25 protein-coding genes, 1 tRNA gene and 1 other RNA gene are annotated in these 25,476 nt (G+C 57.1%); 18 read left to right on the forward strand and 9 right to left on the reverse strand.

From position 1 onward, the window contains the following. Nucleotides 1-55 precede the first annotated feature (55 nt). Nucleotides 56-724 carry a CHAP domain-containing protein gene (locus D6851_RS09005; protein WP_120324565.1) on the forward strand — a complete coding sequence of 223 codons (669 nt, stop codon included), beginning with the start codon at nucleotides 56-58 and terminating at the stop codon, nucleotides 722-724. Nucleotides 725-817: 93 nt separating this feature from the next. On the opposite strand, the gene D6851_RS09010 is transcribed toward D6851_RS09005, so the two are convergent. Continuing rightward, complete coding sequence (locus tag D6851_RS09010; RefSeq protein WP_120324566.1) at nucleotides 818-1,138, reverse strand: DUF3297 family protein; 321 nt, start codon at nucleotides 1,136-1,138, stop codon at nucleotides 818-820. A gap of 32 nt (nucleotides 1,139-1,170) precedes the next feature. Beyond that, on the reverse strand, nucleotides 1,171-1,506 hold the full coding sequence (locus D6851_RS09015) for a hypothetical protein (RefSeq protein WP_120324567.1): 336 nt from the start codon (nucleotides 1,504-1,506) through the stop codon (nucleotides 1,171-1,173). Nucleotides 1,507-1,696: 190 nt separating this feature from the next. On the opposite strand from D6851_RS09015, the gene D6851_RS09020 reads away from it, so the two are divergent. Both D6851_RS09020 and tig read left to right on the forward strand, forming a co-directional pair. Next, nucleotides 1,697-1,781 (forward strand) — tRNA-Leu (locus D6851_RS09020). Nucleotides 1,782-1,822: 41 nt separating this feature from the next. Beyond that, a complete protein-coding gene (gene tig, locus D6851_RS09025) occupies nucleotides 1,823-3,433 on the forward strand; it encodes a trigger factor (protein WP_120324568.1) in 1,611 nt (536 codons plus the stop codon). Between the two features lie 158 nt (nucleotides 3,434-3,591). On the opposite strand, the gene D6851_RS09030 is transcribed toward tig, so the two are convergent. Further along, nucleotides 3,592-4,032 (reverse strand): lysozyme inhibitor LprI family protein, encoded by a 441-nt coding sequence (locus D6851_RS09030; RefSeq protein WP_183030042.1) that lies wholly within the window; start codon nucleotides 4,030-4,032, stop codon nucleotides 3,592-3,594. 117 nt (nucleotides 4,033-4,149) lie between these two features. Here D6851_RS09030 and D6851_RS09035 point away from each other — a divergent pair, with 117 nt between their 5' ends. The 3 genes from D6851_RS09035 to D6851_RS09045 all read left to right on the forward strand — a co-directional run bounded on the left by D6851_RS09035 (nucleotide 4,150) and on the right by D6851_RS09045 (nucleotide 7,513). Then, nucleotides 4,150-4,854 (forward strand): ATP-dependent Clp protease proteolytic subunit, encoded by a 705-nt coding sequence (locus tag D6851_RS09035; protein ID WP_120324570.1) that lies wholly within the window; start codon nucleotides 4,150-4,152, stop codon nucleotides 4,852-4,854. Nucleotides 4,855-5,105: 251 nt separating this feature from the next. Further along, nucleotides 5,106-6,371: an ATP-dependent Clp protease ATP-binding subunit ClpX gene (gene clpX, locus D6851_RS09040; protein ID WP_120324571.1), complete on the forward strand. Its 1,266-nt coding sequence runs from the start codon at nucleotides 5,106-5,108 to the stop codon at nucleotides 6,369-6,371. 191 nt (nucleotides 6,372-6,562) lie between these two features. Next, a complete protein-coding gene (locus tag D6851_RS09045; protein WP_238474014.1) occupies nucleotides 6,563-7,513 on the forward strand; it encodes a bifunctional helix-turn-helix transcriptional regulator/GNAT family N-acetyltransferase in 951 nt (316 codons plus the stop codon). On the opposite strand, the gene D6851_RS09050 is transcribed toward D6851_RS09045, so the two are convergent. After that, on the reverse strand, nucleotides 7,510-8,478 hold the full coding sequence (locus D6851_RS09050) for a cation diffusion facilitator family transporter (RefSeq protein ID WP_120324573.1): 969 nt from the start codon (nucleotides 8,476-8,478) through the stop codon (nucleotides 7,510-7,512). The genes D6851_RS09045 and D6851_RS09050 overlap by 4 nt on opposite strands. A gap of 367 nt (nucleotides 8,479-8,845) precedes the next feature. Here D6851_RS09050 and D6851_RS09055 point away from each other — a divergent pair, with 367 nt between their 5' ends. After that, nucleotides 8,846-11,317, forward strand: coding sequence for a TonB-dependent receptor (locus D6851_RS09055; protein ID WP_120324574.1), 2,472 nt, complete (start codon nucleotides 8,846-8,848; stop codon nucleotides 11,315-11,317). A gap of 156 nt (nucleotides 11,318-11,473) precedes the next feature. Next, nucleotides 11,474-11,680, forward strand: coding sequence for a hypothetical protein (locus D6851_RS09060; RefSeq protein WP_120324575.1), 207 nt, complete (start codon nucleotides 11,474-11,476; stop codon nucleotides 11,678-11,680). A gap of 177 nt (nucleotides 11,681-11,857) precedes the next feature. On the opposite strand, the gene mtgA is transcribed toward D6851_RS09060, so the two are convergent. From mtgA to D6851_RS09075, 3 genes are all read right to left on the reverse strand, one after another. Next, entirely contained in the window at nucleotides 11,858-12,529 is a 672-nt protein-coding gene (gene mtgA / locus D6851_RS09065; RefSeq protein ID WP_120324576.1) for a monofunctional biosynthetic peptidoglycan transglycosylase, read from the reverse strand. A 182-nt stretch (nucleotides 12,530-12,711) separates the two neighbouring features. Then, a complete protein-coding gene (gene rpoH, locus D6851_RS09070) occupies nucleotides 12,712-13,626 on the reverse strand; it encodes an RNA polymerase sigma factor RpoH (protein ID WP_120324577.1) in 915 nt (304 codons plus the stop codon). A 117-nt stretch (nucleotides 13,627-13,743) separates the two neighbouring features. After that, nucleotides 13,744-14,700: an RluA family pseudouridine synthase gene (locus D6851_RS09075; protein ID WP_120324578.1), complete on the reverse strand. Its 957-nt coding sequence runs from the start codon at nucleotides 14,698-14,700 to the stop codon at nucleotides 13,744-13,746. A 96-nt stretch (nucleotides 14,701-14,796) separates the two neighbouring features. Between D6851_RS09075 and D6851_RS09080 the strand changes: the two genes are divergently transcribed. The 4 genes from D6851_RS09080 (at nucleotide 14,797) to rnpB (ending at nucleotide 17,084) form a co-directional block, all read left to right on the forward strand. Continuing rightward, nucleotides 14,797-15,156, forward strand: a complete 360-nt coding sequence (locus tag D6851_RS09080) for a M67 family metallopeptidase (protein ID WP_120324579.1) — start codon at nucleotides 14,797-14,799, stop codon at nucleotides 15,154-15,156. A 161-nt stretch (nucleotides 15,157-15,317) separates the two neighbouring features. Beyond that, the gene (locus D6851_RS09085) at nucleotides 15,318-15,959 is read left to right on the forward strand and encodes a histidine phosphotransferase family protein (RefSeq protein WP_120324580.1); all 642 of its coding nucleotides are present in this window, start codon (nucleotides 15,318-15,320) and stop codon (nucleotides 15,957-15,959) included. Nucleotide 15,960: 1 nt separating this feature from the next. Next, a complete protein-coding gene (locus D6851_RS09090; protein WP_120324581.1) occupies nucleotides 15,961-16,662 on the forward strand; it encodes an N-acetylmuramoyl-L-alanine amidase in 702 nt (233 codons plus the stop codon). Nucleotides 16,663-16,671: 9 nt separating this feature from the next. Further along, nucleotides 16,672-17,084, forward strand: an RNA gene (gene rnpB, locus D6851_RS09095) — RNase P RNA component class A. A 42-nt stretch (nucleotides 17,085-17,126) separates the two neighbouring features. On the opposite strand, the gene D6851_RS09100 is transcribed toward rnpB, so the two are convergent. Further along, entirely contained in the window at nucleotides 17,127-17,960 is an 834-nt protein-coding gene (locus D6851_RS09100) for a metallophosphoesterase family protein (protein WP_120324582.1), read from the reverse strand. Nucleotides 17,961-18,220: 260 nt separating this feature from the next. Here D6851_RS09100 and D6851_RS09105 point away from each other — a divergent pair, with 260 nt between their 5' ends. Continuing rightward, nucleotides 18,221-18,967 (forward strand): TorF family putative porin, encoded by a 747-nt coding sequence (locus D6851_RS09105; RefSeq protein ID WP_120324583.1) that lies wholly within the window; start codon nucleotides 18,221-18,223, stop codon nucleotides 18,965-18,967. 121 nt (nucleotides 18,968-19,088) lie between these two features. After that, a complete protein-coding gene (locus D6851_RS09110) occupies nucleotides 19,089-19,529 on the forward strand; it encodes a VOC family protein (protein ID WP_120324584.1) in 441 nt (146 codons plus the stop codon). Nucleotides 19,530-19,628: 99 nt separating this feature from the next. On the opposite strand, the gene nhaA is transcribed toward D6851_RS09110, so the two are convergent. Continuing rightward, nucleotides 19,629-20,849: a Na+/H+ antiporter NhaA gene (nhaA, locus tag D6851_RS09115; protein WP_420797104.1), complete on the reverse strand. Its 1,221-nt coding sequence runs from the start codon at nucleotides 20,847-20,849 to the stop codon at nucleotides 19,629-19,631. A 103-nt stretch (nucleotides 20,850-20,952) separates the two neighbouring features. Here nhaA and D6851_RS09120 point away from each other — a divergent pair, with 103 nt between their 5' ends. The 4 genes from D6851_RS09120 to D6851_RS09135 all read left to right on the forward strand — a co-directional run bounded on the left by D6851_RS09120 (nucleotide 20,953) and on the right by D6851_RS09135 (nucleotide 25,412). Further along, nucleotides 20,953-22,371: a glycosyl transferase family protein gene (locus tag D6851_RS09120; RefSeq protein WP_338014744.1), complete on the forward strand. Its 1,419-nt coding sequence runs from the start codon at nucleotides 20,953-20,955 to the stop codon at nucleotides 22,369-22,371. A gap of 188 nt (nucleotides 22,372-22,559) precedes the next feature. Next, complete coding sequence (locus D6851_RS09125; RefSeq protein ID WP_183030043.1) at nucleotides 22,560-23,678, forward strand: hypothetical protein; 1,119 nt, start codon at nucleotides 22,560-22,562, stop codon at nucleotides 23,676-23,678. Between the two features lie 70 nt (nucleotides 23,679-23,748). After that, complete coding sequence (locus tag D6851_RS09130; protein ID WP_120324587.1) at nucleotides 23,749-24,660, forward strand: sulfite exporter TauE/SafE family protein; 912 nt, start codon at nucleotides 23,749-23,751, stop codon at nucleotides 24,658-24,660. Further along, entirely contained in the window at nucleotides 24,657-25,412 is a 756-nt protein-coding gene (locus D6851_RS09135; protein ID WP_120324588.1) for a TIGR02186 family protein, read from the forward strand. The genes D6851_RS09130 and D6851_RS09135 overlap by 4 nt, the downstream gene beginning before the upstream one ends. The last annotated feature ends 64 nt before the right edge of the window (nucleotides 25,413-25,476 follow it).

Here is a 25,476-nt window from a genome sequence, read left to right on the forward strand (position 1 = left end):
AGATTTACCAAAGCCTGATAGGCTGAACTAAGATTCGCGCGCCCAATATCCGGGCATGATGAAAAAGGCTCTGTCTTATTCGCCCTTCGCTCTTGCGTTGATAACACTTCCAGCTCCGGCTCTGGCCGGTGCAGCGAGTGTTCCAGGCCAACAATATGCCGCGCATTATAAGGCCGGTGAATTGCCGGCTTATATCCGCAGTATGGATTATGCCCGCCAGACATCGGGAGTCGATATTTACGGCGATCCAATGACCTGGTGGAGCAAGGCTGCCTATCGCTATGAACGGGGACATACGCCCCGGATCGGGGCGGTGATGGCTTTCAAGCCGCATGGCAATCTGCGGCTCGGTCATGTCGCCACGGTCAGCCGGGTAATCGATAAGCGCCATATCCTCATCCGCCATGCGAACTGGTCACCCATTAACGGCCGACGCGGACAGATCGAGAGGGACGTGCTTGCGGTGGATGTATCGAAGCATAATGACTGGAGCGCGGTGCGCGTCTGGTATGCTCCGAATAATGATCTGGGTGCGACAGCCTGGCCGGTTTACGGTTTTATCTATAATGGCGGGAAGCCGTTATCTGAACCGAAAATCGCAGAAAAGGCTATGCCCGCGACGCAGATCGCACGGGCTCCGGCTCGCCGTAATCCTCCGGCAACGGCACCGACGTCACAACAAATGCCTTCGAACGCTTTTCAGACAGCTTTCAGAGATTTTTGAGGGCGAAAGGATTCGTGACAGTTCGCCCCCGAACCTCCTTTGTCCGACCTGTGTCGGGCATGACGGTATTGCAGGGGCGATCAGTCTGCTTGTTTAACCAGCCTTGGCGACAGGCGGGTTTTCGCCCAGATCTTCATACCACGCCTCGACCGGGCCGTTCAGTTTGATCGTGAGTGGATTGCCTTTGCGATCCATAGTTTTGCCTGCCTGAACGCGCACCCAACCTTCGGATATGCAATATTCATCGACATTGTTCCGAACCACACCCTTGAAACGGATTCCGATGCCGCGTTGCAACTTCTCTGCATCGAAATAATCGCTGCGCGGATTGATGGCGATCCGGTCGGGTGGAACGTCCGAAGCATTGCTAGAAGATGCGCTGGACGCTGTGTTGTTCTGTGTTTCTTCAGTCATGTTCGCCGCTTAGCCACGGAGTTTTGCAAAAATCAATCCGGAGGAGATTTGATTTCTGGTGTTTCGGTGTCAGGAGCCGGCTTTTCTTCTCCCTCGTGATCCGGTCCCACTTCATCGGGAGCCTTCGGTCTGATCGTATCGCCCTTATCGGGCCGGATTTCATCGGGATGATCCCCGGGATTAATGTTATCATCTTCCAGCGTGCGATCGAAACTGGCTTCATGCGAGCCGGGATAGTCGCTGTCACCGTTGTCCATAGCCAGCTTCGCTGCTTCTTCGGGATCGGCATGCGGATCGATCGCCGGTGGTGTTGCAGGCGGAACATGGGGTTCGTGATAATCTTTTTCCGAATAGTCGTTGCGGTCCATCGGATGTCCTTTCCGCCGGAGAAACCGGCGTATTGGCCTGATAGGGGCGTGACATGAGCACAACGGTAGAATAGCATCCTATGTTCCAGCGAAACAGGCAAATTGCCGTTGTGCTTGCCCTTTTCGCCATGTCCTTATAAGGGCCTCTCCCTGTTTCACAGGTGATGAGCCTGTATAAAGTTCATGAGCCGCGGGCGTGGCGGAACTGGTAGACGCGCTGGATTTAGGTTCCAGTATCGAAAGATGTGGGGGTTCGAGTCCCTTCGCCCGCACCAGTACTGGCATCCGGGGCCAGGTAGAGTTTGGAAGGCATTTAATGCAGATCGTTGAAACCACCAATGAAGGCCTGAAGCGCGGTTACACGGTGACCATTCCGGCAGGCGACATCGAAGCGCGCATTGACAGCGAAGTGAAGAAGGTCGCTCCGCAGGTCCGTATGCCGGGCTTCCGTCCGGGCAAGGTTCCGGCAAATCTCGTCCGCAAGATGCATGGCGAAGCCCTGCATTCCGACGCACTCAATAACGCTGTGCGCGAATCGGTCGATGAATTGATGCGCGAAAAGAAGCTGCGTCCTGCACTGCAACCGCAGGTGGATCTCGGCACGGATTATGAGCAGGGCAAGGATGCCGAGCTGTCCGTTGAACTGGAAATTCTTCCGGAAATCGAAGCGCCGTCGATCGAAGGCCTGAAGCTGGAAAAGCTGAATGTGCCTGTGGCTGACGAAGCGCTGGACGAAGCGCTCGAAAAGCTCGCTGAAAATCAGAAGAGCTATCGCGATGCTGCCAAGACCAAGAAGGCTGGCGACGGCGACCAGCTCATCATCGATTTCGCTGGTAGCATCGATGGTGAAGAATTCGAAGGCGGTAAGGCTGAAGGCGCCGCTCTGGTTATCGGTTCAGGCCAGTTTATCCCAGGCTTCGAAGAGCAACTTGTCGGTTCCAAGACCGGTGAGGAAAAGACTATTACCGTGACGTTCCCGGAGGATTATCCGGCAGAACATCTTAAGGGTAAGGATGCGCAGTTTGCCATCACCGTTCAGCAGGTCAAGGTCCCCACAGAAACCAAGATTGACGAAGATTTCGCCAAGAATCTCGGTGTCGACGATCTCGAAACGCTGAAGAATATTCTGCGCGGCCAGCTTGAGCAGGAAACGGCCAATCTTACCCGCACGCAGATGAAGCGGCAGCTTCTCGACAAGCTGGCAGCGGATCACGATTTCCCTGTGCCGCCGAGCATGGTCGATGCGGAATTCGACCAGATCTGGCAGCAGCTTCAGCAGGAAGCCTCACGTGAGGAAAATCCTGAGGAAGCGATGAAGGAAATCGAATCCGAAAAGGACGATTACCGCAAGATCGCAGAACGACGCGTGCGTCTGGGGCTGCTTCTGTCCGAAATCGGCCAGGCCAACGGTGTCGAAGTGACACAGCAGGAAATGCAGATGCTCATGCAGCAGGCTGCTCAGCAATATCGTCCGGAAGATCGTCAGCGTTTCTTCGAATATATTCAGCGCGAACCGATGGCTCAGGCGCAGCTTCGCGCGCCGCTATATGAAGACAAGGTTGTCGACTTTCTGTTCGAACAGGCTGAAGTTACCGAACGCGATGTAACGCGTGAAGAGCTCGAAGCCGCTATCGAAGCCGAGGAAGGCGAAGAAGCGAAACCTGCGGCAAAAAAGGCAGCACCGAAGAAGAAAGCTCCGGCTAAGAAGACTACGGCCAAGGCTGACGATAAAGCCGATGCCGAGCCGGAAGGTGAAGAGAAGCCGGCTGCCAAGAAAGCTGCACCGAAGAAGAAAGCACCTGCCAAGAAAGCGCCTGCTAAAAAAGCTGATGCTGAAGGTGAAGAGAAGTCGGCTGCCAAGAAGACTCCGGCGAAGAAACCTGCTGCGAAGAAGGCTCCGGCCAAGAAAGCGGCAGATAAGGAATAAGATCGATAGTTGGTCCGGCGGCGCTATGTCGTGGGACAGAGCTTCGAAACAGAAACGGGCGTTTTCACTGAGTGGAAGACGCCCGTTTTCTTTGCCGTACAGCAGTTTATCCAATCGTTGCGGGAACTGAGGAAGATCCGCGCAGCCTGCAAACAGGCTTAAAGTTTAATCGAAGGTTCGGGCAGGACTGGCGGCGTACTGTCCATAAAAGTGAGCCAGTTTTCCCAGATCGTGTGTGTCCGCTGGCGGGTTATCCGAATTTCACAGGAAATGGTCATGGCATTGCGAATCGTGCCGCCGCTCCAATTGTCGTAAAGCGCTTCGCATTCAGCTTCTCGATAATCAGTCCACGCTTTTTGCGCCCTGCGAAATGCATCGGGAGCGTCCTTTTCAAGCGCGTCGGAAAATTCGTCCTTTGCGTCCCTTTCCATGATCGCGAGGGCAGTTTCAGCGTATTGTTCCATTTCCACATTTGCTTCGCCAAGCTGTTCGTTGAGGCAGGCGTTGACTTCCAGCGTTGTCTCTCCGGTGCAGCGTGAAGGCGCATTAGCTGTAGCGCTGGCTGTCAGAACGGCTGCAATAGGGAGAAAAAGGGGCATGGAGATAATCCTTCCCATGAGGGCCGAGGAGTATTCACCATAGCGGAGGTTAATGCTCTTGAACATCTTCACCATAGACGCGACATAGGCATTCGACCTTCAAAGATGAGGAATTACATGATCGATCTGTTCGGCTCTTCGGGCGAAATTCACGGCACTCAGGGCCAGTTTACGCGTGACCCGGTAACAGGCGCTCTCGTGCCGGTGGTTGTCGAAAGCACCAGCCGCGGTGAACGCAGTTTTGACATTTTTAGCCGCCTGCTGCGTGAACGTATCGTTTTCGTCACCGGCCAGGTGGAAGACAATATGGCGTCGCTGATCGTCGCGCAGCTATTGTTCCTCGAGTCGGAAAATCCGTCCAAGCCTATCAGCATGTATATTAACTCGCCTGGCGGGGTAGTGACGGCCGGAATGGCGATTCACGATACGATGCAATATATCAAACCACGTGTTTCTACAGTGTGCGTGGGACAGGCTGCTTCGATGGGCAGCTTCCTGCTTGCCGCCGGCGAACCGGGTATGCGCATTGCGCTTCCCAATGCCCGTATCATGGTTCATCAGCCTTCGGGCGGTGCGCAGGGCATGGCGTCGGATATCGAAATTCAGGCCAAGGAGATCTTGCGTATCCGTCAGCGGATGAACGATCTCTACGTGAAATATACGGGGCAGAGCCTTTCCGATATCGAAAAGGCGATGGATCGTGATACTTTTCTCGAAGCTGACGAAGCTATGAAGTTCGGTCTGGTGGACAAGGTTTTCGAAACCCGTCCCGATGCTGACCAGATTGGCGACGAAAGCGGTTCGGGTGGTGCGCCCGAATGATTTTGCAGGGCCCGGCCATTTGAAGGCCGGGCCTGTATGCTGCATGTTTCAGGTGATTTCCTGCATAATGCAGGGGGTTGCGCCAGAGGGCTATAATGGCCACTTGAAGCTGTAGTAATTTGGCAACCTTGTCTTTTCAGCCTCGCGAAAGCTTGAATCTTTAAGGTTAGCCTGATTGATATTGAAATTGGCGGAGTTACACTCTGCCTTTCCTTTCCGCGAATCCCGTGTGAAGGGAATAGGACAAAGGCATGACCAAATTGAGTGGATCGGATAGCAAGAGTACCCTTTACTGCAGTTTCTGCGGCAAGTCGCAGCATGAAGTAAGGAAGCTCATCGCCGGCCCGACCGTCTTCATCTGTGATGAGTGTGTTGAACTGTGCAATGACATCATCCGGGAAGAAACCAAGGGCGGGCTTGCCGGTAAGAAAGAAGGCGGCGTTCCTACGCCCAAGGATATTTTCGAAACGCTGAACGATTATGTGATCGGTCAGGATCGCGCCAAGCGGGTGCTTTCCGTGGCTGTCCATAACCACTACAAGCGTTTGAAGCATTCCGGAAAATCCGGCGATGTAGAGCTGGCCAAGTCCAATATTCTGCTCGTCGGACCGACCGGCTCAGGGAAAACGCTTCTCGCGCAGACTCTGGCACGGACTTTCGATGTGCCTTTCACTATGGCCGATGCCACTACATTGACCGAAGCTGGATATGTCGGTGAAGATGTCGAGAACATTATCCTGAAGCTGCTTCAGGCATCCGATTATAATGTCGATAAGGCGCAGCACGGTATCGTCTATATTGACGAGATCGATAAGATTACCCGTAAAGCGGAAAATCCTTCCATCACCCGTGACGTATCGGGTGAGGGTGTGCAGCAGGCACTGCTCAAGCTGATGGAAGGCACTACGGCTTCGGTTCCGCCGCAGGGCGGCCGTAAGCATCCGCAGCAGGAATTCCTGCAGGTCGACACGACGAATATCCTGTTTATCTGCGGCGGTGCTTTTGCAGGGCTCGAAAAAGTGATTGCGGATCGTCTGCAGAAGCGTTCGATCGGTTTCGGTGCACATGTGGCCGATCCCGATAAACGCCGGGTGGGGGAACTGCTTGAGAAGTGCGAACCGGAAGACTTGCTGAAATTCGGACTTATTCCCGAATTTGTCGGGCGTCTGCCGGTGATCGCCACGCTGAACGATCTTGATGTCGATGCGCTGGTTATGATTCTCCGGGAGCCCAAAAATGCACTGGTGAAGCAATATCAAAAGCTCTTCGATCTCGAAGATGTGGAACTGACTTTTACTGATGATGCGCTGGTGGCGATTGCCCAGAAGGCGATTGAACGCAAGACCGGCGCACGCGGGCTTCGATCCATTGTCGAAGGGCTGCTGCTCGATACGATGTTCGATCTGCCCAGCATGGAAGGCGTTTCAGAAGTGGTCGTGGATGGTGAAGTGGTCGAAGGCCGCAAGGAACCCGTTCGCGTATTGGGCAGCGAAAAGAAGAAGGAAGAAGCTGCCTGACCGAAAGCGTTTAGTCCGGTCTCATTTGGTTGTCGCTCCTTCCAACCGAGACTGGCTCGTATCGCCCGCCCGTCCATACCGGACGAGCGGGCGATCGCTTTTTGGGATCTGTTTTGCCGAAAATCTAACGCGGCTCTTGCTATAATCGGCAATATCCATAACTTGTTATATAACACTTTATGGAGTCGCTTATGGATATTCTTGAGGATCTTGGTCCGGTCTTTCTCGGCAGCCGGTTGAAGCGCCTTGCAGAGCGCCTGCAAGCGGGGGCCGCAGAAGTTCTTGCCGAAGCTGAGCTGGGTGTTCAGCCCTCGCATATGCCGGTGCTGGCGGCGCTCGACCGGGAAAATATGCTGATCGGACAGCTTGCCCAAGCGGTAGGGATGAGCCAGCCGGGTGTTACACGCAGTGTCGCGCAACTGGTTGAACTGGGACTGGCGGAAACGCAGTGTACTGAGGATCAAAGACGCCGACTGGCATCGCTGACACCTGCGGGTAAAGCGATGATGGTGCGTGCCAGAGCTCTTGTCTGGCCGCGGCTCGATGCAGCCGTAAAAGAAATATGCCCGATCTCGCCCGATTTGTTTTGTGAACAGATTGCAGCCATTGAAGCAAAGCTGGCGGAAAAAAGGCTGGCCGAATATGGCCCGCATACCCACAGACCGGCTTTGCAGATACGCGATTATGAAGAATCGGTGGCTGCCTGTTTCCGTGACATCAATCTGGAATGGATTGATGACATGTTCGTGGTTGAAGATGCCGATCTTGAAGTGCTCGATCATCCGCAAGAGGCTATAATCCAGCCGGGAGGAGAGATTCTCTTTGTCGAATCGCCCGATTTGGGGGTGATCGGAACCTGCGCGCTACGCAAGACGGGGCAGGGCAGTTTTGAATTGACCAAGATGGGCGTCAGATCCACTGCGCGCGGACTGAAAGCTGGAGAATTTCTGCTCCAAGCAGCTATATGTCGAGCCGGAGAAATTGGCGCACAGGAACTCTATTTGCTAACCAACAGCGCCTGCCAGCCAGCCATTCACCTTTATGAAAAACTGGGTTTCAGCCACGATGCAGGAATAATGGAGCGCTATGGCGCACGCTATGCTCGCTGTGATGTCGCAATGCTCTTCACGGGAACATTCTAAACCGTATGACGATCTTGCAGGCTGCAATCGCCAAGCGCCTGTTCGATCTGGACGGTCGTATGGCCAATCGCGAACTGATGCTCCAGTTCATGAGCGAGGTGATGGAGAAATGCGTCACCAGGATGCCCTTGTGGCATGACGAGATGGGCGGTTAGCGCGGTTTCGGTCGTGCTCATAGGCCAGATATGTAAATCATGGATAGCGTCCACTCCGGGGAGTTCGGCAAGGTAGGCGGATACTTTCTGCTCATCGATTCCCTCGGGTACGCCGAGCAGCCCCATCCTGACACTGTCTTTTAAAAGACCCCAGGTCCCGCCTGCTATCACCAGAACGATAATCAGACTGGTTACGGGATCGATCCACAGCGCGCCGGTTGCCATAATCAGTAAGCCGGCTGCTACTACGCCGATCGAAACAAGGGCATCGGCTGCCATATGGAGAAAAGCGCCGCGAATATTGATGTCGTTCTTGCGTCCGCGCATGAAGAGTAGAGCCGTTCCCGTATTGATGAGCACGCCGATTCCGGCGACCACGATCATCGTCATTCCTTCGACCGGGGCGGGGCTCATGAAACGATGAATCGTCTCATAGAGAATCGCCCCCAGCGCGATCAGTAGGAGGGCGGCATTGCCGATGGCCGCCAGAATTGAACTCGATTTGTAACCATATGTGAATCGTGCGCTGGGCGGGCGCTTGCTGGCGATATTGGCACCCCAGGCGATCAGCAGACTGAGTACATCGGAAAGATTGTGCCCTGCATCCGCCACCAGTGCCATTGAGCCGGAAATAATGCCGAAAGAGGCTTCTACAATGACGAAGCACGTGTTGAGGGCGATCCCGATAGCAAACGCGCGACCATAATCGGCAGGCGCATGGGAGTGACCGTGATGATGGTGCCCATGTCCATGATGATGTGCATGAGCATCACCACTACCCGTCGCGAGCGATTCCCGTTTTGTGTCCATACTGCCTGACTAAACAAGCAACGCCGGAGCGACAATGGCGCAAGCTTATGAATTGAACGCTTTATTGCATCTTTGTTGCAACAAGACGGTTTGTTTACGTGACAAAAATGCCGCAGTGCGGCGATAAACGTCTTGTCGGAGTATGAATTTGAATACCGATTTATACTGAACAGAGCCTTTGGTGGAAATAAAATACAATAATATCAATATATTAAGTGAAAATCTCCGATTTTGAAGGCAATTTGCGCACTGTCTTCTCTTGGTCATATTTCCGGGGCTAAGGCGCGCGTCAGTGGCAGGCGCCAAATATCAATTAGAGCGTCACCGCATCCATATTCGTGTCTGAGACAGACAAGGGATCAGCATAATGAAGAAAATGCTCCTTCGCAGTAGTGCATTGGTGGCGCTGGCAATGCCCGCCATGGTTCATGCACAATCGACCGGGTCGATCGACTTCCAGGAAGATGAAATCGTTGTCACCGGTGCGTGGCAGAACGAAGTGGGTGGTGTGGAAGTTCCCAACACGCCCAAAGCCAAGCAGGTACTGGGCGAAGAAATTATTCGCGCACAGCGCCCGGGGCAGACGGTCAACGATATCATCAATCTCGTTCCGGGCGTCAGCTTCCAGAACAACGATCCCTGGGGGTCGGGCGGTGGTGGCTTCACCATTCGCGGCTTCTCGGCAGACCGCGTATCGCAAACGCTGGATGGTGTTCCGCTGAACGATTCCGGCAACTACGCCATGTACACGAACCAGCAGGTCGATCCGGAAATCCTGCAGGAAGTGAATGTCAATCTGGGCACCACCGACGTCGATAGCCCGACGGCTTCGGCAGTGGGCGGTACGGTGAACCTGCTTACCCGTGTTCCCGATGAAGAAGCCGGTGTGATGGCTTCTGCCAGCTACGGTAACATTCTGGCCAACCATTCGGGTAATCGCCCTTATTACCGGTTTTTCGGCATGGTCGATACGGGTAGCCTGACCGATGGCGGTCTGCGTGCCTTCATCTCGGCCAGCACGCTCAACTATGACAACCCGTTCAACAATTACGGCGAAAACAAGAAGACCCAGTTTAACGGCCGCATCTATCAGCCGCTGGGCGACAATGGCGATTTCATGTCGCTTGCTGCGCATGTGAACGTCAATCGCAACAACTTCTTCGGTTCCAAGCGCTTCACTGGCGAAGGGGACACGACCGACGAATTCCCCGACACCAAGGCTGACCGTTTTTACGACATCGATTACCCTTGCACCATTCCCGGTGCGGTTACCGGTGTGGCCGATCAGCCGAATGAATGCGGCATGGAATTCGATCGCCGTTATAACCCCTCCAATACGGGTAATATCCGCGGTTCTTCGCGCTTCACTCTTTCCGATGGCCTCATTCTGACGGTCGATCCCAGCTTCCAGTGGGTCAAGGCCAATGGCGGCGGCGATGAGACTTTGCTGGAAGGGACGCGCAATGTCGGCGGTGTCGAATATACCGGCTTTATTCGCGGCAGTTATTATTACGGCATGGACCTCAATGGTGACGGGGACATGCTTGATGAAGTGAACGGTAACGATCCGAGCCAGACGCGCACTCGCCGTTATGGCCTGATCGCTTCGCTCGCTTACGAGATCAATCCCGACCACCGCGTTCGTATCGCCTATACGCTCGATCACGCCCGCCATCGCCAGACTGGCCAGACATCGCTGATGCGGTCCAATGGCGAAATCGCTGACGTTTTCCCGATGGATGATGCGCTGGTTACGGCGGACGGTTTCGAGCTGAACAAGCGTAACCGTAAATCCTTCGCGATCCTGAATCAGGTGTCCGGTGAATATAGCGGTAATTTCGGTCCGCTCGCAGTTAACCTCGGCCTGCGCGCTCCTTTCTTTACTCGCAAACTGAATCAGTATTGCTACACGACCTCGGCCAGCGGTTATGTGGACTGCATCGGTACGCAGGATCCGACGGCTTACGAAGCTGCCAATCCGAATGCTGTGGCCCCGCTGTCGCGCAAATACACCTATGACAAGCTGCTGCCGAATGTGGGCTTCACGCTTGATGTGGTCGAAAACGGATCGATCTTCTTCAATTATGCCAAGGGCCTTTCGGTCCCCGGTACCGATCCTTTGTATGACTCGCTCTATTTCGTCGATGCGGAAGAAGCGCGTCCCGCTCCGGAAACGACCGACAGTTTCGACTTCGGTGCCCGTTATCAGAGCGGCACGATTCAGGCGCAGCTGGCCGGTTACTTCACTCAGTATAAGGATCGTCTGGCATCATCCTACGATCCGGTGCTCGATGAATCGATCTATCGTAACCTCGGCAAGGTGAACAAATGGGGGATCGACGGCTCGGTCGCGTGGAAGCCGACCCAGCAGACGATGCTCTATGTGTTCGGTTCGTGGAACGACTCCGAAATCAAGAACGACATTCTGGGTGGCATTTGTGACCAGGATAATGTCGATGATGCGACAAACCCCTGCATGAATGTCGGCGATCAGTTCTTCGTCGCTACTGGTGGCAAGCGTGAAGGCGGCGCTCCGAGCTGGAGTGTTGGCGGTCGCGGACAGGTTGAATTCGGTGACTTCCAGCTGGGTGCTCAGGTTAAGTATACCGGCTCGCGTTATCTGAACGATATCAACACCATCAAGATTGACGGTTACACGCTGGTCGATCTCGATGCGCGGTATAACTTCCGTGACAATATGGCCGTGCAGGTCAATGTGACCAACCTGTTCGATAATCTCTATGTCGGCAACTATACTTCCGGCCTCGCTTCGACGAGTGAATATGTGCAGATCGGCCCGCCGCGTGCAGCCAGCATCTCGCTGATTATCGGTTACTAAGCCAATCCGGGCATAGCTCGAACAAAGGCGCGGGAGGGGGAACTCTTCCGCGCCTTTTTGTTTGTTTTCAGAATATTAGGTTGCCTTTGCCGGGCAATCCACAATTATCCTGCAGGCCATATTCCGAATCCTGGCCGGGCCGATTACCGCAGTGCCATGAGCATTATCGCAACAATCATGAACACCCGTACCGGCCGCCCCATCCAGAAGATGACATTCGGCCGGATGCCCAAACCCTGGGCGTCTTTTACGCTTGAAACCGGCGAACTGGTGAATGCCGAAAGGGTCGATGTCGGCAAACCGGCACCGGGCAAATTCATTGCGCCGGTGGATGTCTGGGTGACGCCCAAAGCAGATGATTAAGCCCGACTGACCCCATTTTTACCACTATAGCGGGCGCAGACGGGCTCCGATGAGGGCCATAAGCGCCTCTATCGGGGCCATAAACCGCATTAACAGAACCATATCGCCTGCCGCGGGGGCAACGAACGACCGGACATTGCATGATCCGGCATCTCGCTTCCGCAGCGCGCGTTTTTCCTACCGATAGATGCAGGCGTCCAGCTCATCGCGCCGGACAACGCCGATGCGTGCCTGAATGGTGTTGCCATAGCGGCGAGTGAAGCCTGTCGGGTGAACCACGCCGCGCTTTTTGGGGAGGGGCAGGGCGGCAGCCATGCGGGCCGCCTCCGAACGCGAGAGCCGCGCGGCGCTATGTTTGAAATAACGCTGCGAACCGGCTTCGACGCCGTAAGTGCCGATTCCGGTTTCGGCGACATTGAGATAGACTTCCATGATCCGCCGTTTGCCCCAGATGCTTTCGATCAGCAGGGTGAACCAGGCTTCGAGGCCCTTGCGGACATAACCGCCATCCTGCCACAGAAAAACATTCTTCGCGGTTTGTTGCGAAATGGTCGAGCCGCCGCGAATCCGGCCGCCCTGCGCATTATGTTCGATCGCCTTTTCGATGGCCTCGCGATCGAATCCGTCATGGCTGCAAAATTTCGAATCCTCGGCCGCGATCACCGCGCTGACCATATTGCGGTCTATCCGGCTGAGCGGCTCCCAGTCTTTCGTATAGCCATTATCGTCGAGCAGCATGGTTGCCGTCACCGGCGGCGGCACGAAGCGGAACAGCAGCACGAGCCCGACGCTGATAATGCAGAACCAGACGACGATCCAGGCGATGAAGCGGGTGATGGCAAGAAGCATGATCCCGCCGATTTATCCGCTGCATCATCGCTGCGCAATCGGACTGTTCCCGGATATGCGCCGCATATTCATTTTCCGCAGTCGCTCTGTCCGGCCTGCATAAAACAGGCATGAAAAAGCCCCGGAGCATCTGGCGCTCCGGGGCTTTTCGAACCGTTCGCCCGGCCTGGCAGCCTTTGATTTCAGGCTTCGGCGGGAAGCAGCTTGTCGCCGGCGATACGCTGCATCGCCTTTTGCAGCTTTTCGAAAGCGCGCACTTCGATCTGGCGGATCCGTTCGCGGCTGACTTCGTAAACCTGCGAAAGCTCTTCCAGCGTCTGCGGATTTTCGGTCAGGCGCCGTTCGCTGAGAATATGTTTCTCACGATCGTTGAGGCTGTCCATCGCTTCGATCAGCATGTCGTGGCGATAGGACGCTTCTTCTGCATCGGCGACCGTTTCGTCCTGCAAGGGGCGATCATCGGTCAGCCAGTCCTGCCACTGGCCCGAACCTTCTTCATCATTGCGCATGGAGACGTTCAGCGAAGCATCGCCGCCCATCATCATGCGCCGGTTCATATTGATGACTTCCTGTTCGGGAACACCCAGATCGGTAGCGATCTGAGCGACATCTTCGGCGCTGAGATCCGAATCCTCATAGGCTTCGAGATTTTTCTTCATCCGGCGAAGGTTGAAGAACAGCTTTTTCTGCGCGGCAGTGGTACCCATTTTGACCAGCGACCAGCTGCGCAGGATAAATTCCTGCATCGAGGCCTTGATCCACCACATGGCATAAGTGGCGAGGCGGAAACCCCGATCGGGCTCGAATTTCTTCACACCCTGCATCAGGCCGACATTGCCTTCGGAAATGAGGTCGCTCACCGGCAGGCCGTAACCGCGATAGCCCATGGCGATTTTCGCCACGAGTCGCAAATGGCTCGTCACCAGTTGTTTTGCCGCATCGGGATCACCATGTTCCTGATAACGCTTGGCGAGCATATATTCCTGCTCGGGCTTCAGGACCGGGAACTTCTTGATCTCGGTGAGGTAGCGGTTGAGGCTGTTTTCACCGCCCAGGGCGGGAACAGTCAGCGCTGTGCTCTTTTTTGTGTTGCTCATAATACCCAAACCTTTCCTGCGTCGACCGCGATTTGCTGACCCCTGCCGGGCATCAGCGGGGTGCGGCCACGTATCTGCCCATCCTTATACACGAATTCGGACGGTATTGTTCGCATTTCATCGATTTAAATGACCGATTTCGTCGATCAGTTCCCGCATATCTTCCGGCATGTCGCTTGTGAGGTGCAGCCGGTCTCCGCTGACCGGATGGACAAAACCGAGAATGGCTGCATGCAGGGCCTGACGGTGGAATGCGAGTCGGTTCAAAACCGGGCGAATCCGGGCATGGGGGCGTCCATATACAGGATCCCCTAATAGCGCATGACCGATTGACGCCATATGAACGCGTACCTGATGCGTTCTCCCTGTTTCGAGGCGACATTCGATCAGCGCGGCATGGTCGAGCCGCTCCAGTGTGCGATAATGCGTCACTGCATGTTTGCCGCGCGTCGAATCGTCGGACAGCGCGGCCATTTTCTTGCGATTCGTATCCGAGCGCCCGATTCGCCCGCGGACTGTACCCGATGGCGGTATCGGAGCCCCGTTGGTGACGGCATAATAAGCGCGTTCGAGCGAGTGATCGGCAAATTGCTTCGCCAGCCCTTCATGGGCGGCATCGCTTTTCGCCACCACCAGCAGGCCCGACGTATCCTTGTCGATCCGATGGACGATACCGGGGCGGGCAACGCCGCCAATGCCCGAAAGCTGGCCGCGGCAATGATAAAGCAGCGCATTGACCAGCGTGCCATCGGGATTGCCGGCTGCGGGATGCACGACCATGCCGGCGGGCTTGTCCACCACGATCAGATGGGCATCCTCATAAGCGATGGTGAGCGGAATATCCTGCGGCTTCGCTTCGGGCTCGGCAGCGGGCGGCAGATCGATAGTGAAATGGCTGCCCGCGCGGGCTTTGGCTTTGCCGTTGGTAAGGGGCGCATCGTCGAGCGTTACCTGCCCTTCGGCAATCAGCGCCTTGATCCGTTCGCGCGAAAGTTCGGTGGCATCGCTCAGCGCCTTGTCGAGCCGCTGACCGTCGCTTGCAAGCACACCCCGGATGGTATTTGTCGCCCCCATGCCTATGAAATGGGTAAGCTTGCGCCGCCTGGCAAGTGAAGGAGAGCGCCTATCACCGATTCATCTGTCCGTATCAGTTCAGAAGCGCTGGCGATCATGCGCATGGCTGCCGCGGACGCTCTGCCGCAGGAGGCTTGCGGGTTGTTGCTGGGGGCGAGCGGTATAATCGACCGCGCCGTGCCCGTCCGCAATGTGGCCGCCGAGCCGCTGCGCCATTTCGAAATCGATCCGCAGGCGCTGATCGATGCCCATCGGGCCGAACGACAGGGCGGGCCGGAGCTGATCGGTTATTTCCATTCGCATCCGGTGGGTCGGGCGGCCCCTTCGCCGACCGATCGGGCCAGGGCGTCAGGCGATGGAAAGGTGTGGGCGATTATAGCGAAAGACGACGTAACGTTCTGGACGGACGATCCTGAGGGTTTTGCGGAGCTTTCTTATCGCATTACAGATAGCTAAGGATTGCAAAAGCATGGCTGCCTGTAATGGGAAAGCGGAACGGTGTGCAGCGGCCTGTATGCCGATTCGCGCCGGACTGGTTTTCGCATTCTGTCGCAGCCTGTTCAGACATTCTTTTATCACGCCGGGTTTTCCCCGAGAATTACAGTACCGGAATTTATATGACAGTTTCCCCCGCCGATCTTGCTTCCCTTCTGTGTTCCCGCCTGTGCCATGACATGCTCAGCCCTGTCGGTGCGCTGACCAACGGGCTGGAACTGCTGTCCGAAGAGCAGGACCCCGATATGCGGCAGCGCTGTTTCGAATTGCTGGAACAGAGCGCTCATATCAGTGCGAGCAAGCTTAAATTCTTCCGTCTGGCCTATGGCGGGGCAGGGCACGCGGACGATATGGTTTCACTGGAAGAGCCGCGCGCGCTGATTGCAGCACTGGCAGGCGATAATGGCCGTATCACGCTGGACTGGCAGGTCGGCGGTACGCAGATGGCGAGACCGGCGGTGAAGATGCTGCTCAATCTCGCGGCCATCGGCATGGATGCGCTGCCGCGCGGCGGCAAGCTCGATATTGCGGGCGAAAGGGGTGAGCAGGCGACCGAACTGGTGGTGCGTGCCTCGGGCACGCGAATCGCTTTCGATCCGACGATCGGAGAAGCGCTGGACGGATCGCTCGACGAAAGCCGCATTTCCGCGCGGACGGCGCCCGCCTATATGATGTATCTGCTGGCTGACAATGCAGGTGGCGGTGTGCAATATATGCAGCAGGACGATGCGCTGATTCTGGGCGCGGTTTTGCCACAGGTCTGATATGCAGGAACTGATCCATCGAGAGGCGCCTTCGCCCAATTTCAATGAGCGCAAGGCCCCCGTTTCGATGGTGGTTCTGCATTATACCGGCATGAGAAGCGCGGCCGAGGCGCTGGAGCGCATGTGCGATCCGGCGGCAGAAGTCTCGGCCCACTACATGATCGATGAAGACGGCACCGTATCGCGGCTGGTGGCCGAGGATAAGCGTGCCTGGCATGCCGGGCGATCCTACTGGCGTGGTGAAAGTGACGTCAATTCGGCCAGTATCGGGATCGAACTGGTCAATCCGGGGCATGAATGGGGCTATCGCCCTTTTCCCGAAGCGCAGATGGAATCGTTGCTGCCGCTGCTCGGGGAGATCGTGCGGAAACACGATATTCCGCGCGCCAATGTGGTGGGCCATTCCGATGTCGCGCCCGCACGCAAGGATGATCCGGGCGAATTGTTCGACTGGTCGCGGCTGGCCCGCCACCGGCTCGCGCTGGGGCGGCCCGAAGTGAAGCTGGGCGATCCGTTCCCCAATGAGGGGGCCTTCTATCTCGCGCTCGAACGCTTCGGTTACGATATTTCCGACGGGCGCGCCGCTGTTACCGCATTTCAGCGGCGCTGGCGGCCCGAACGGATCGATGGGGAGATCGATCTGGAAATCGGGGCACTTCTTTTCGCCTTGCTGCTTGATCGTGACCGCGGAAAGACTAGGTAGCGTTTTACGCCAGAGGGTTGGGCAACCGCGTCGGGGCATTCGCACCCGCCGAGGAAAGTCCGGGCTCCACGAAACAAGGGTGGCGGGTAACGCCCGCCGGCCCCGCAAGGGGCAAGGGAAAGTGCCACAGAGAGCAAACCGCCAAAGAGGCTTCATGCCTCACGGTAAGGGTGAAAGGGTGCGGTAAGAGCGCACCGCGCGACCGGCAACGGAAGCGGCATGGTAAACCCCACCCGGAGCAAAACCGAATAGGGGCGCCGCGCCGATTTATCGGCAGGTCTGTTTCGGACCGAGGACGCCCGGGTTGGTTGCTGGAGCGCACGCAGCAATGCGTCGCCAAGATGAATGGTTGCCCTTTGCGGCTGCGTCCTTCGGGATACGGGCCGCATTGACAGAACCCGGCTTACAGACCCTCTGGCGTACCGTTTCGCAGAAAAAGCGAAAGGGGCGGGTTTCGGACTGCCTCAGGCCGCTTCGAAATGTTCCGGTATCCAGGCGTCGCAGATAATTTCGTCATCGCCTTCCACGCGCGTTTGCAGAAAGCGGCGATTTTGCCCTTCCAGCACCAGCGCGGTCAGTCGTCCGCTTTCGAAAGCCCCCGTATCGATCCCGATGCGATTGCCGCGATCCTGCGCGTCATGGGTGATCGTATGGCCATGCACGACGACATGTTCATGCTCTTCGGGGTGCGACAGGAAGGGTTCGCGGATCCAGCGTTTATGCTCGCTCTTCTGTTCGTCGAGCGGGGTGCCCGGTTCGATCCCGGCATGGACGAAGAGGTAATCTCCGATCACCACATGCTCTTCGAAACCGGCGATAAAGTCGCGGTCCTCCTGCGGAACCGTCTGCTGCATGAGCTTTTGCGCCTCCTTGATATCGGCGCGGCGCAGCGCGGCCGGATCGGCGCCGAAGCTTAGCAGGGTTTCCTTGCCGCCATGGCGCAGGAAGGGGCGCAGAACATCGGTTTCCTCGAAGCCGCGCAGAAACATTTCCTCGTGATTACCGCCCAGAATATGCATGTCGCGCTCACTCTGAAGCTTGCGGGCGAGGCGCACGACACCCGCGCTGTCCGGCCCGCGATCGACCAGATCGCCCAGCAGGATCAGCGTGGTCTGCGCCGGACCGTGCGCTGCGTCATCCGCATCGATCTTCGCAAGCAGTGCTTCGAACAGATCGAGCCGCCCGTGAATATCGCCCACCGCATAGACCCGCCGGCCTCCGGGAACAGCCGCATGAGAGCCGAGCGCAACGGTTTCAGCAGATGCCTTGCCGAGCAGTTTATCGAAAAATTTCCGCATGAAGACGATGTCTCAGTATGCCCCGATTTTGAGAAGAGGAAATATCTTAGTGTGGCGATTTCAGCATAAACAGAAGCTGAATGTGGTGCTGAAAGTCCACACAATTCGGAATAATGGGATTATCGCGCAATAATCCTTGTTTGAACACGCATGGAAAGGCATTTTCATTACGTGCTCAACGGAGATCGCTCGATAAAGAAGCGGCCCTGAGCGCGCAGGTGGGACTTAGGCAGAAATTCAGCAATTGAGGGAATTGCCATATGCTTACGTCCGTCCGCAGCCTTGTGGCTGCTGCTATTGTTGCCGGTGCCGGTTTCGCGGCTGCTCCGGCCATGGCACAGGATTCAGATTTTTCACTGTCCGCCAATACGGCGATCGTCAGCGAATACCGCTTCCGCGGCGTTGATTATTCGGGTGGTGATATTGCGATTCAGGGTGGTGTCGATCTCAGCCATTCGAGCGGTATCTATATCGGAACCTGGGGGTCTTCGCTCGATGAAGACACAGTGGGTTACGGCCATACCGAACTCGACCTTTATGGCGGCTGGAGCGGTAATCTGACCGATACGGTCAGTGTCGATGTCGGCGCTATCTATTATGTTTATCCCAATGCGCCGGACGCGCCGGGGGTCGATTACGACTATATCGAAATGTACGGTTCGGTCGGCTTCGCGATGGGCCCGGCCAGCGCCACGGTAGGGGTGGCCTATGCGCCGGAACAGAATTCGCTCGGCGATAATGACAATCTGTATGTCTATACCGATCTGGGGCTCGGCGTGCCGAATACGCCGGTCTCACTGTCCGCTCATCTCGGTTACACCGACGGTAATTTCCTGACCTATACCAATGACGGAAATGCCTTCGACTGGTCCATCGGTGCCGATTATGCGCTGACCCAGAATATCAGCGTGGGTGTGTCTTATGTCGCGGCCGAAGGCGATTATGCGCCGGGTGCCTATGATTTCACCGACGATGCGGTTGTCGCCACGCTGAGCGCCAGCTTCTAAAAAGCGCTGCGTCTTTTCGGAAAAGCCCGCTCTGGCAACAGGGCGGGCTTTTTCTTGTGCCGGAGGAGCCCTGACCCTAGAGGCAGGTGCGATGCACTCTCACCCTCTGGAGGCCCATCTTATGACCAAATTTCTCCACACGATGATCCGCGTAACCGATGCGGATGCGACCATCGCTTTCTTCAATCTGCTGGGGCTCGAAGAAGTCCGCCGTAAGGATGTCGAAGCCGGACGCTTCACGCTCATCTTCCTTGCCGCGCCGGGGCAGGAAGGGATTGCCGAAGTGGAACTGACCTATAACTGGCCCGCCGAAGATGGCAGCCCGGCGGAAACCTATGCAGGCGGGCGCAATTTCGGCCATCTCGCTTACGAAGTGGATGACATTTACGCGATGTGTCAGACATTCGCCGATCATGGCGTGACGATCAACCGACCGCCGCGTGACGGGCATATGGCCTTTATCCGGACGCCCGACGGTATTTCCATCGAACTGCTTCAGAAAGGCGACGCGCTGCCGGCGCAGGAACCCTGGGCAAGCATGGAAAATACCGGAAGCTGGTAAGATCTTCCAGCCTTTCGCATTTTGCCGGAGCGACACAAAAAGGGGCGGCTCTTTGCGGAGCCGCCCCTTTTGGGTTTCGATGGATGAGAAAGGCGTCAGTCAGTCCGCCGCGCTTTCGGTCTCTTCGCTCTCCGCATTCGCTCTGGTGGGGGCCAGCCGCAGGATTATATAGCCGAGCAGTGCCGAGATGACCGAGCCGCCCAGCACGCCGATCTTGGCCTCTTCCACCAGCAGCGGATAGCGCGGGAAAGCGAGCGCGCCGATAAACAGGCTCATGGTGAAACCGATCCCGCACAGCACCGCCATGCCCCAGATCTGCAACCAGGAGGAATTCTCGGGCCGTTTGGCGAAGCCCAGCTTGTCGGCAATCACGATACTGCTGAAAATACCGAGCTGCTTGCCGATGACGAGGCCGCCCGCAATGGCGAGCGGTAACGGTGCGAATACCCCGTCCAGCCCGATTCCATCCAGTTCCACACCGGCATTGGCAAAGCCGAACAGGGGCACGATCAGATAAGCGTTCCAGCCCACCAGCCCATGTTCAATATTTTCGAGCAGGCTGTGTCCGTCGCGCCGGTGCAGCGGTATGGTAAGCGCGGCGGCGACCCCCGCGATGGTCGCATGAACGCCCGAATTGAGCACGCAGAACCACAGGATCAGCGCACCGATAATATAGGGCCAGATCCGGTCCACCCGGAACCGGTTCATGCCAAACATGATCGCTGCAACGATTAGCGAGGCGATCAGCCAGGCAAGTTTGATATTGGCGGTGTAGAACAAAGCGATGATGAGTACGGCGCCGATATCGTCGACAATCGCTACCGTCAGCAGAAACAGCCGCAGGGGGCCGGGCACGCGATTGCCGAGCAGGCCGAGCACGCCCATGGCGAAAGCGATATCGGTTGCTGCCGGAATCGCCCAGCCGCGGCTGAGATTGGGTTCGCTCCCGGCGAGGAGGAAATAAATCAGCGCCGGAGCCGCCATACCCGCCATGGCAGACAGGACCGGCAGGCGACGCTGCGCAGGGTCCGAGAGGTTGCCCGCGATAATCTCGCGCTTCACTTCGAGGCCGACCACGAAGAAGAAGATCGCCATCAGCCCGTCATTGATCCACAGATGCAGATTGTCGAGCTTGGCAATCGGTGTCCAGCTAAGCGTTCCGTGGAAGAGCGAATGGTAATCATGCGCGAGCGGTGAATTGGCGATCAGGATCGCAATCAGCGCGACGATGATGAGCAGCACCCCTTCAAAGGCATCGCTGTTGAACAGCGCCTTAAACGGACGGGCGGCGGCGGAGATGATTGTGGGCTGAGACATCATGTTTCCCATTTCGCAATTAACGCGCTCTTGCAAGCCTTGCTGGAGAACAATTGCCAAAAATCGACATTCGGCATAGCCTGACCTGCGGGGACTTGGGGGAATCATGATGGAAATGGGGGCATTTCCGCTTCTCGAATGGGTGCTGATCGCTGAAAGGGAATTGCTGCTCTTCGCCGGCATCTTTCTGCTGATCGGTGTGGCGGACGAACTGGCGGTCGATCTGCTGTGGTTCTGGATGCGGCTGACCGGGCGTATCCGCACAAGGCGCATTTCGCGTCTCGCTGCCGAGCAGTCTTCTTTGCTGGGGCCTGCAGCGCTGATGATTCCCACATGGCAGGAAGACGGCGTAATCGGCCATACGATCCGCCATGCCCGTGCTGTCTGGCCGCAGGAACGGCTGACGATGTTCATCGGCTGTTATCGCAACGATTTACGCACGATTGCAGCGGCGATGCAGGCAGCAAAGGGCGATCCGCGCGTGAAAGTGGTGGTGCATGAGGTGGACGGGCCGACCACCAAGGCGGATTGTCTCAACCGTCTGCTGACCGTTCTGTCGCTCGAAGAAGGGCTGCGCGGCGAGGCCTTTCGTATGGTCATGTTGCACGATGCCGAGGATATGGTCGATCCGGCAGCGCTCGCTTTATGCGACCGGGCGCTGGAAGATGCTGATTTCATTCAGCTCCCGGTCCTGCCTCAGCCGCATCCGGCATCGCCGTTCGTCAGCGGCCATTATTGCGACGAATTTGCCGAGGCGCATGGCAAGGCCTTGCCGGTGAGGCAGGCGCTGGGCACCGGATTGCCTGCTGCCGGAGTTGGCTGCGCTTTTTCACGAAGATTGCTCGACCGGATGGCACAGCGGGCGCGAGCTGCCGGAGAGGGTGCTACCGGCCCGTTTTCCTCCGAATCGCTGACCGAGGATTACGAACTGGGCCTGCGGGTCAGACAGTTCGGCGCGCGGTCGCTCTTTCTGCGGGCGCGCGGTGAAGATGGTGAGCTGGTGGCCACAAGAGCCTATTTCCCTGACACGCTGGAAGCGGCGATCCGCCAGAAAGCACGCTGGATTCAGGGAATCGCGCTGCAAGGCTGGGACCGGCTCGGCTGGACCGGCGATCCGCTGGAAATGTGGATGCGCCTGCGTGACCGGCGCGGCCCTTTTGCGGCGATCGTTCTGGCGGTCAGCTATCTTTTGCTGATTCTTGTTATCGGGCTTGGCCTGTTGCGCTGGACGGGGGCCTTGCCGCCATTTCCCGCCAGACCGCTGATCCGCTTTCTGGTTGCGGCCAATATTATCGGGCTGGGCTGGCGCGTGCTGATGCGTTTTGCATTTACCGCCCGGGAATATGGCTGGGGACAAGGCATTCTGGCGATTTTTCGGATTCCTGTAGCCAATTTGATTGCCATTCTGGCAGGCCGCCGAGCGCTGACGGCTTATGTAAAAAGCATGAAAGGCGTTGCGCCAAAATGGGACAAGACTATTCATCATGCTCATCCTACGCAAAATTACTGTAAAAAGGATGAATGAAAACGGAATCATTAAAGAGTGGGAGCCCGATTTATATTATCGTTCTTATTCTTTTAATGTGGGTTATATATCGTTTTGCATATTATAATAATGCACCGGTTAGTGCTTATTCTGTAAATGATATGTCGGAATTTTCCGGATTTTCTTCACAATCGTCTTCTTATGCCGGAAAAACGGATGGCGCTTTCGTGCTGGATACTATCCGGCAGGACGATCCGGGAGCAGAGCTCTTCCGCGCGGAAGAGGCAGAGCCTGGTGCAGGTCTGCGTGCCGAGGAAAGCGTCTTAGGGGCAGGGTCTGACCGGGCTCTCTCCTACTTTGCGCCTGTCAGACCGGTAAACGGGGGCAGCCCCTATGGGCAACGACCTTCGGCGGTTGCGGAGGAGGAGCGGCGCGATTTGGGCTCGGAGAACGACTTTGCCGAGAAGATGCAATCTGTACCGGCCCCGGTCACCCGCCCGCTTGCGGCTTCCCGCTACGGGCAGGAATTGCCGCCGCTCGCTCATGCGGCCGGTCAGGAGCAGAGAATGACCTTGTCGGCCCCGCATACTGCCAGACGTGCCATTGCGCCGCGGCGACAGGAGGCACGCCCTGCATTCGACCCGTCCGACGCTGTGCTAACCGCGCCCGTGCCCGAGGATGCGCGAGGGGAAACGGGTTCGCGCTGGTCTGCCGATGGCTGGCTGTTGCTCCGCCCTGATGACGAGACGCAGGCTGCCCCGTCTCAACCCTCTTACGGGCGCAGTCAGATGGGCGCCGTGCTGCGCTATAAGCTGACGCCGGGCAGCAGTCATCGCCCTCAGGCTTATATCCGCGGTTCGCAGGCCCTGCAGGGTGTGCAGGAAAGCGAAGCGGCGGCGGGCCTTTCGGTGAGGCCCCTGCCCGATATACCGGTTGCGCTGTCGGCCGAAGCGCGCGTGACGAAGGCCGGCGCTACTTACGATCTGCGCCCTTCGATTTTTGCGGTCAGCGAGTTTCCTCCTTTCGCTTTGCCTTTAGGCAGCCGGGCGGAAGTCTATTTGCAGGGAGGATATGTCGGCGGCCGGTGGAAAACCCCCTTTGTGGACGGGCAGGCGCGCATAGACCGGCCTGCAGGGACACTCGGACCGGCCGGTTTCCAGCTTGGGGTGGGGCTGTGGGGCGGAGCGCAGAAGGGGACATCGCGGGTCGATTTTGGCCCCGGCCTTCTGATGAATCTGCAATTGGGCCGTGCCATGGCCCGGTTCGCCGCAGACTGGCGGTTTCGTGTTGCCGGCAATGCGGAGCCGGGTTCCGGTCCGGTGCTGACCGTATCTGCTGGCTTTTGAACGGGTGAAAGCTGTGATCGAACGCGTTTGAGCGCTTTCCTCTCGCTCCGGACTGGGCTAACCGCAAGATATGGATGTCTACCTTCCCATCGCCAATCTTGCGGTCAACGGACTGGTCATCATCCTGCTGGGTGCGGCAACCGGCATATTGTCAGGAATTTTCGGCGTCGGTGGCGGTTTTCTCACCACACCGCTGATGATTTTCTATGGCATACCGCCCACCGTCGCTGCGGCATCGGCTGCCAGCCAGGTGACCGGGGCAAGCGTATCGGGCGTTTTCGCGCATACGCGGCGCGGCGGAGTCGATTATCAGATGGGCTCGGTCATGGTCGTGGGCGGGGTGATCGGCACCGGAATCGGCGCGGCCCTGTTCAACCTGCTCGAAGCGATCGGCCAGATCGATACGACGATCAATATTCTCTATGTCGTGCTGCTGGGCACGATCGGCTCGCTCATGGGGCGCGAAAGCCTGCAAACGCTGATGAGCAAGGGAAAAGGTCCGCGCAAAGCGGCCAGGCGGCGTCATCACCCGATCGTTGCCAGCCTGCCGCTGCGCTGGCGCTTCTACCGCTCGGGCCTTTATATTTCACCGCTCGCGCCGCTGCTGCTGGGCATGGGCGTGGGCGTTCTGACCATGCTGATGGGGGTCGGCGGCGGCTTCATTCTCGTTCCCGCCATGCTTTATATTCTGGGCATGAGTGCGAATGTCGTGGTCGGTACTTCGCTGTTCCAGATCCTTTTCGTCACCATGGTCACGACCATGATGCACGCGCTGACTACCAAGGCGGTGGATGTGGTGCTGGCAGGGTTGCTGCTGGTCGGCTCGGTCACGGGGGCGCAGCTCGGTTCGCAATTCGCCGAGAAAGCCAAGCCCGAATTTCTCCGCCTGATTCTCGCTTTGATCGTTCTTGCCGTGGCGTTGCGCATGGCTTTCGGGCTCGGAATTCGGCCGAGCGAGGTTTATTCGGTGGTACCGCTGTGAAGCGGCTGACTTTCCTGTTGCTGGCCTTTTTCGCTCTGACAGCGCAGCGCGATCCGATTCTGGTGCCCGAAGTTTCGCAGCACGATATCGAAGTGCGACAGGGCTTCACCGGCACAGAATTGCTGCTTTACGGCGCCATTCTCGATCCGAGCGGCAGCCGCGCCGCCTCGCAATACGATATCGTCGTGGTGCTCAAGGGGCCGACCGATGCGATCCGGCTGCGTGAAAAGCAGAAAGTGTTCGGCATCTGGGTGAATGCCAACAATACGGCTTTTCGCTCTGCCCCGTCTTATTTCGCCGTGGCAAGTTCGCGCCCGATCGACGAAATCGTCGATGAGCGCACAGCGGCGATTTATGAGCTGGGCCTCAAATTCATGCAGCTTTCGCCGATCGGTGCGATCGATCCCGAAGAGCAGACACGTTTCAAGGCCGGGCTGGTCGATCTGCGGGAGCGGCAGGGGCTGTATCAGCAGGATATGCAAGGTGTGACGATCAGCGAAGGCGTGCTGTATCAGGCACGGATCAAGCTGCCATCCAATGTGCAGACGGGGCGTTACACAGCGGAGACCTTCGCCATCACCAAGGGGCGTGTCATCGCATCGGCGACAGCGGATGTCGATGTGCGCAAGGCCGGTCTCGAGGGGCTGGTCGCGCAATATGCGCAGGATTATTCGCTGTTTTACGGCCTTTTCGCAGTGTTCCTGTCTGTGTTTATGGGCTGGCTGGCCGGGCGGCTCTTCTCTTTCATCTGACATGAGCTGCACACCGGCATTGACCGCTTTTTAACGCAGATACTCGTATGTTCCCCGTAACTTG

This window comes from Altericroceibacterium spongiae, assembly GCF_003610805.1.
Taxonomy (GTDB): domain Bacteria; phylum Pseudomonadota; class Alphaproteobacteria; order Sphingomonadales; family Sphingomonadaceae; genus Altericroceibacterium; species Altericroceibacterium spongiae.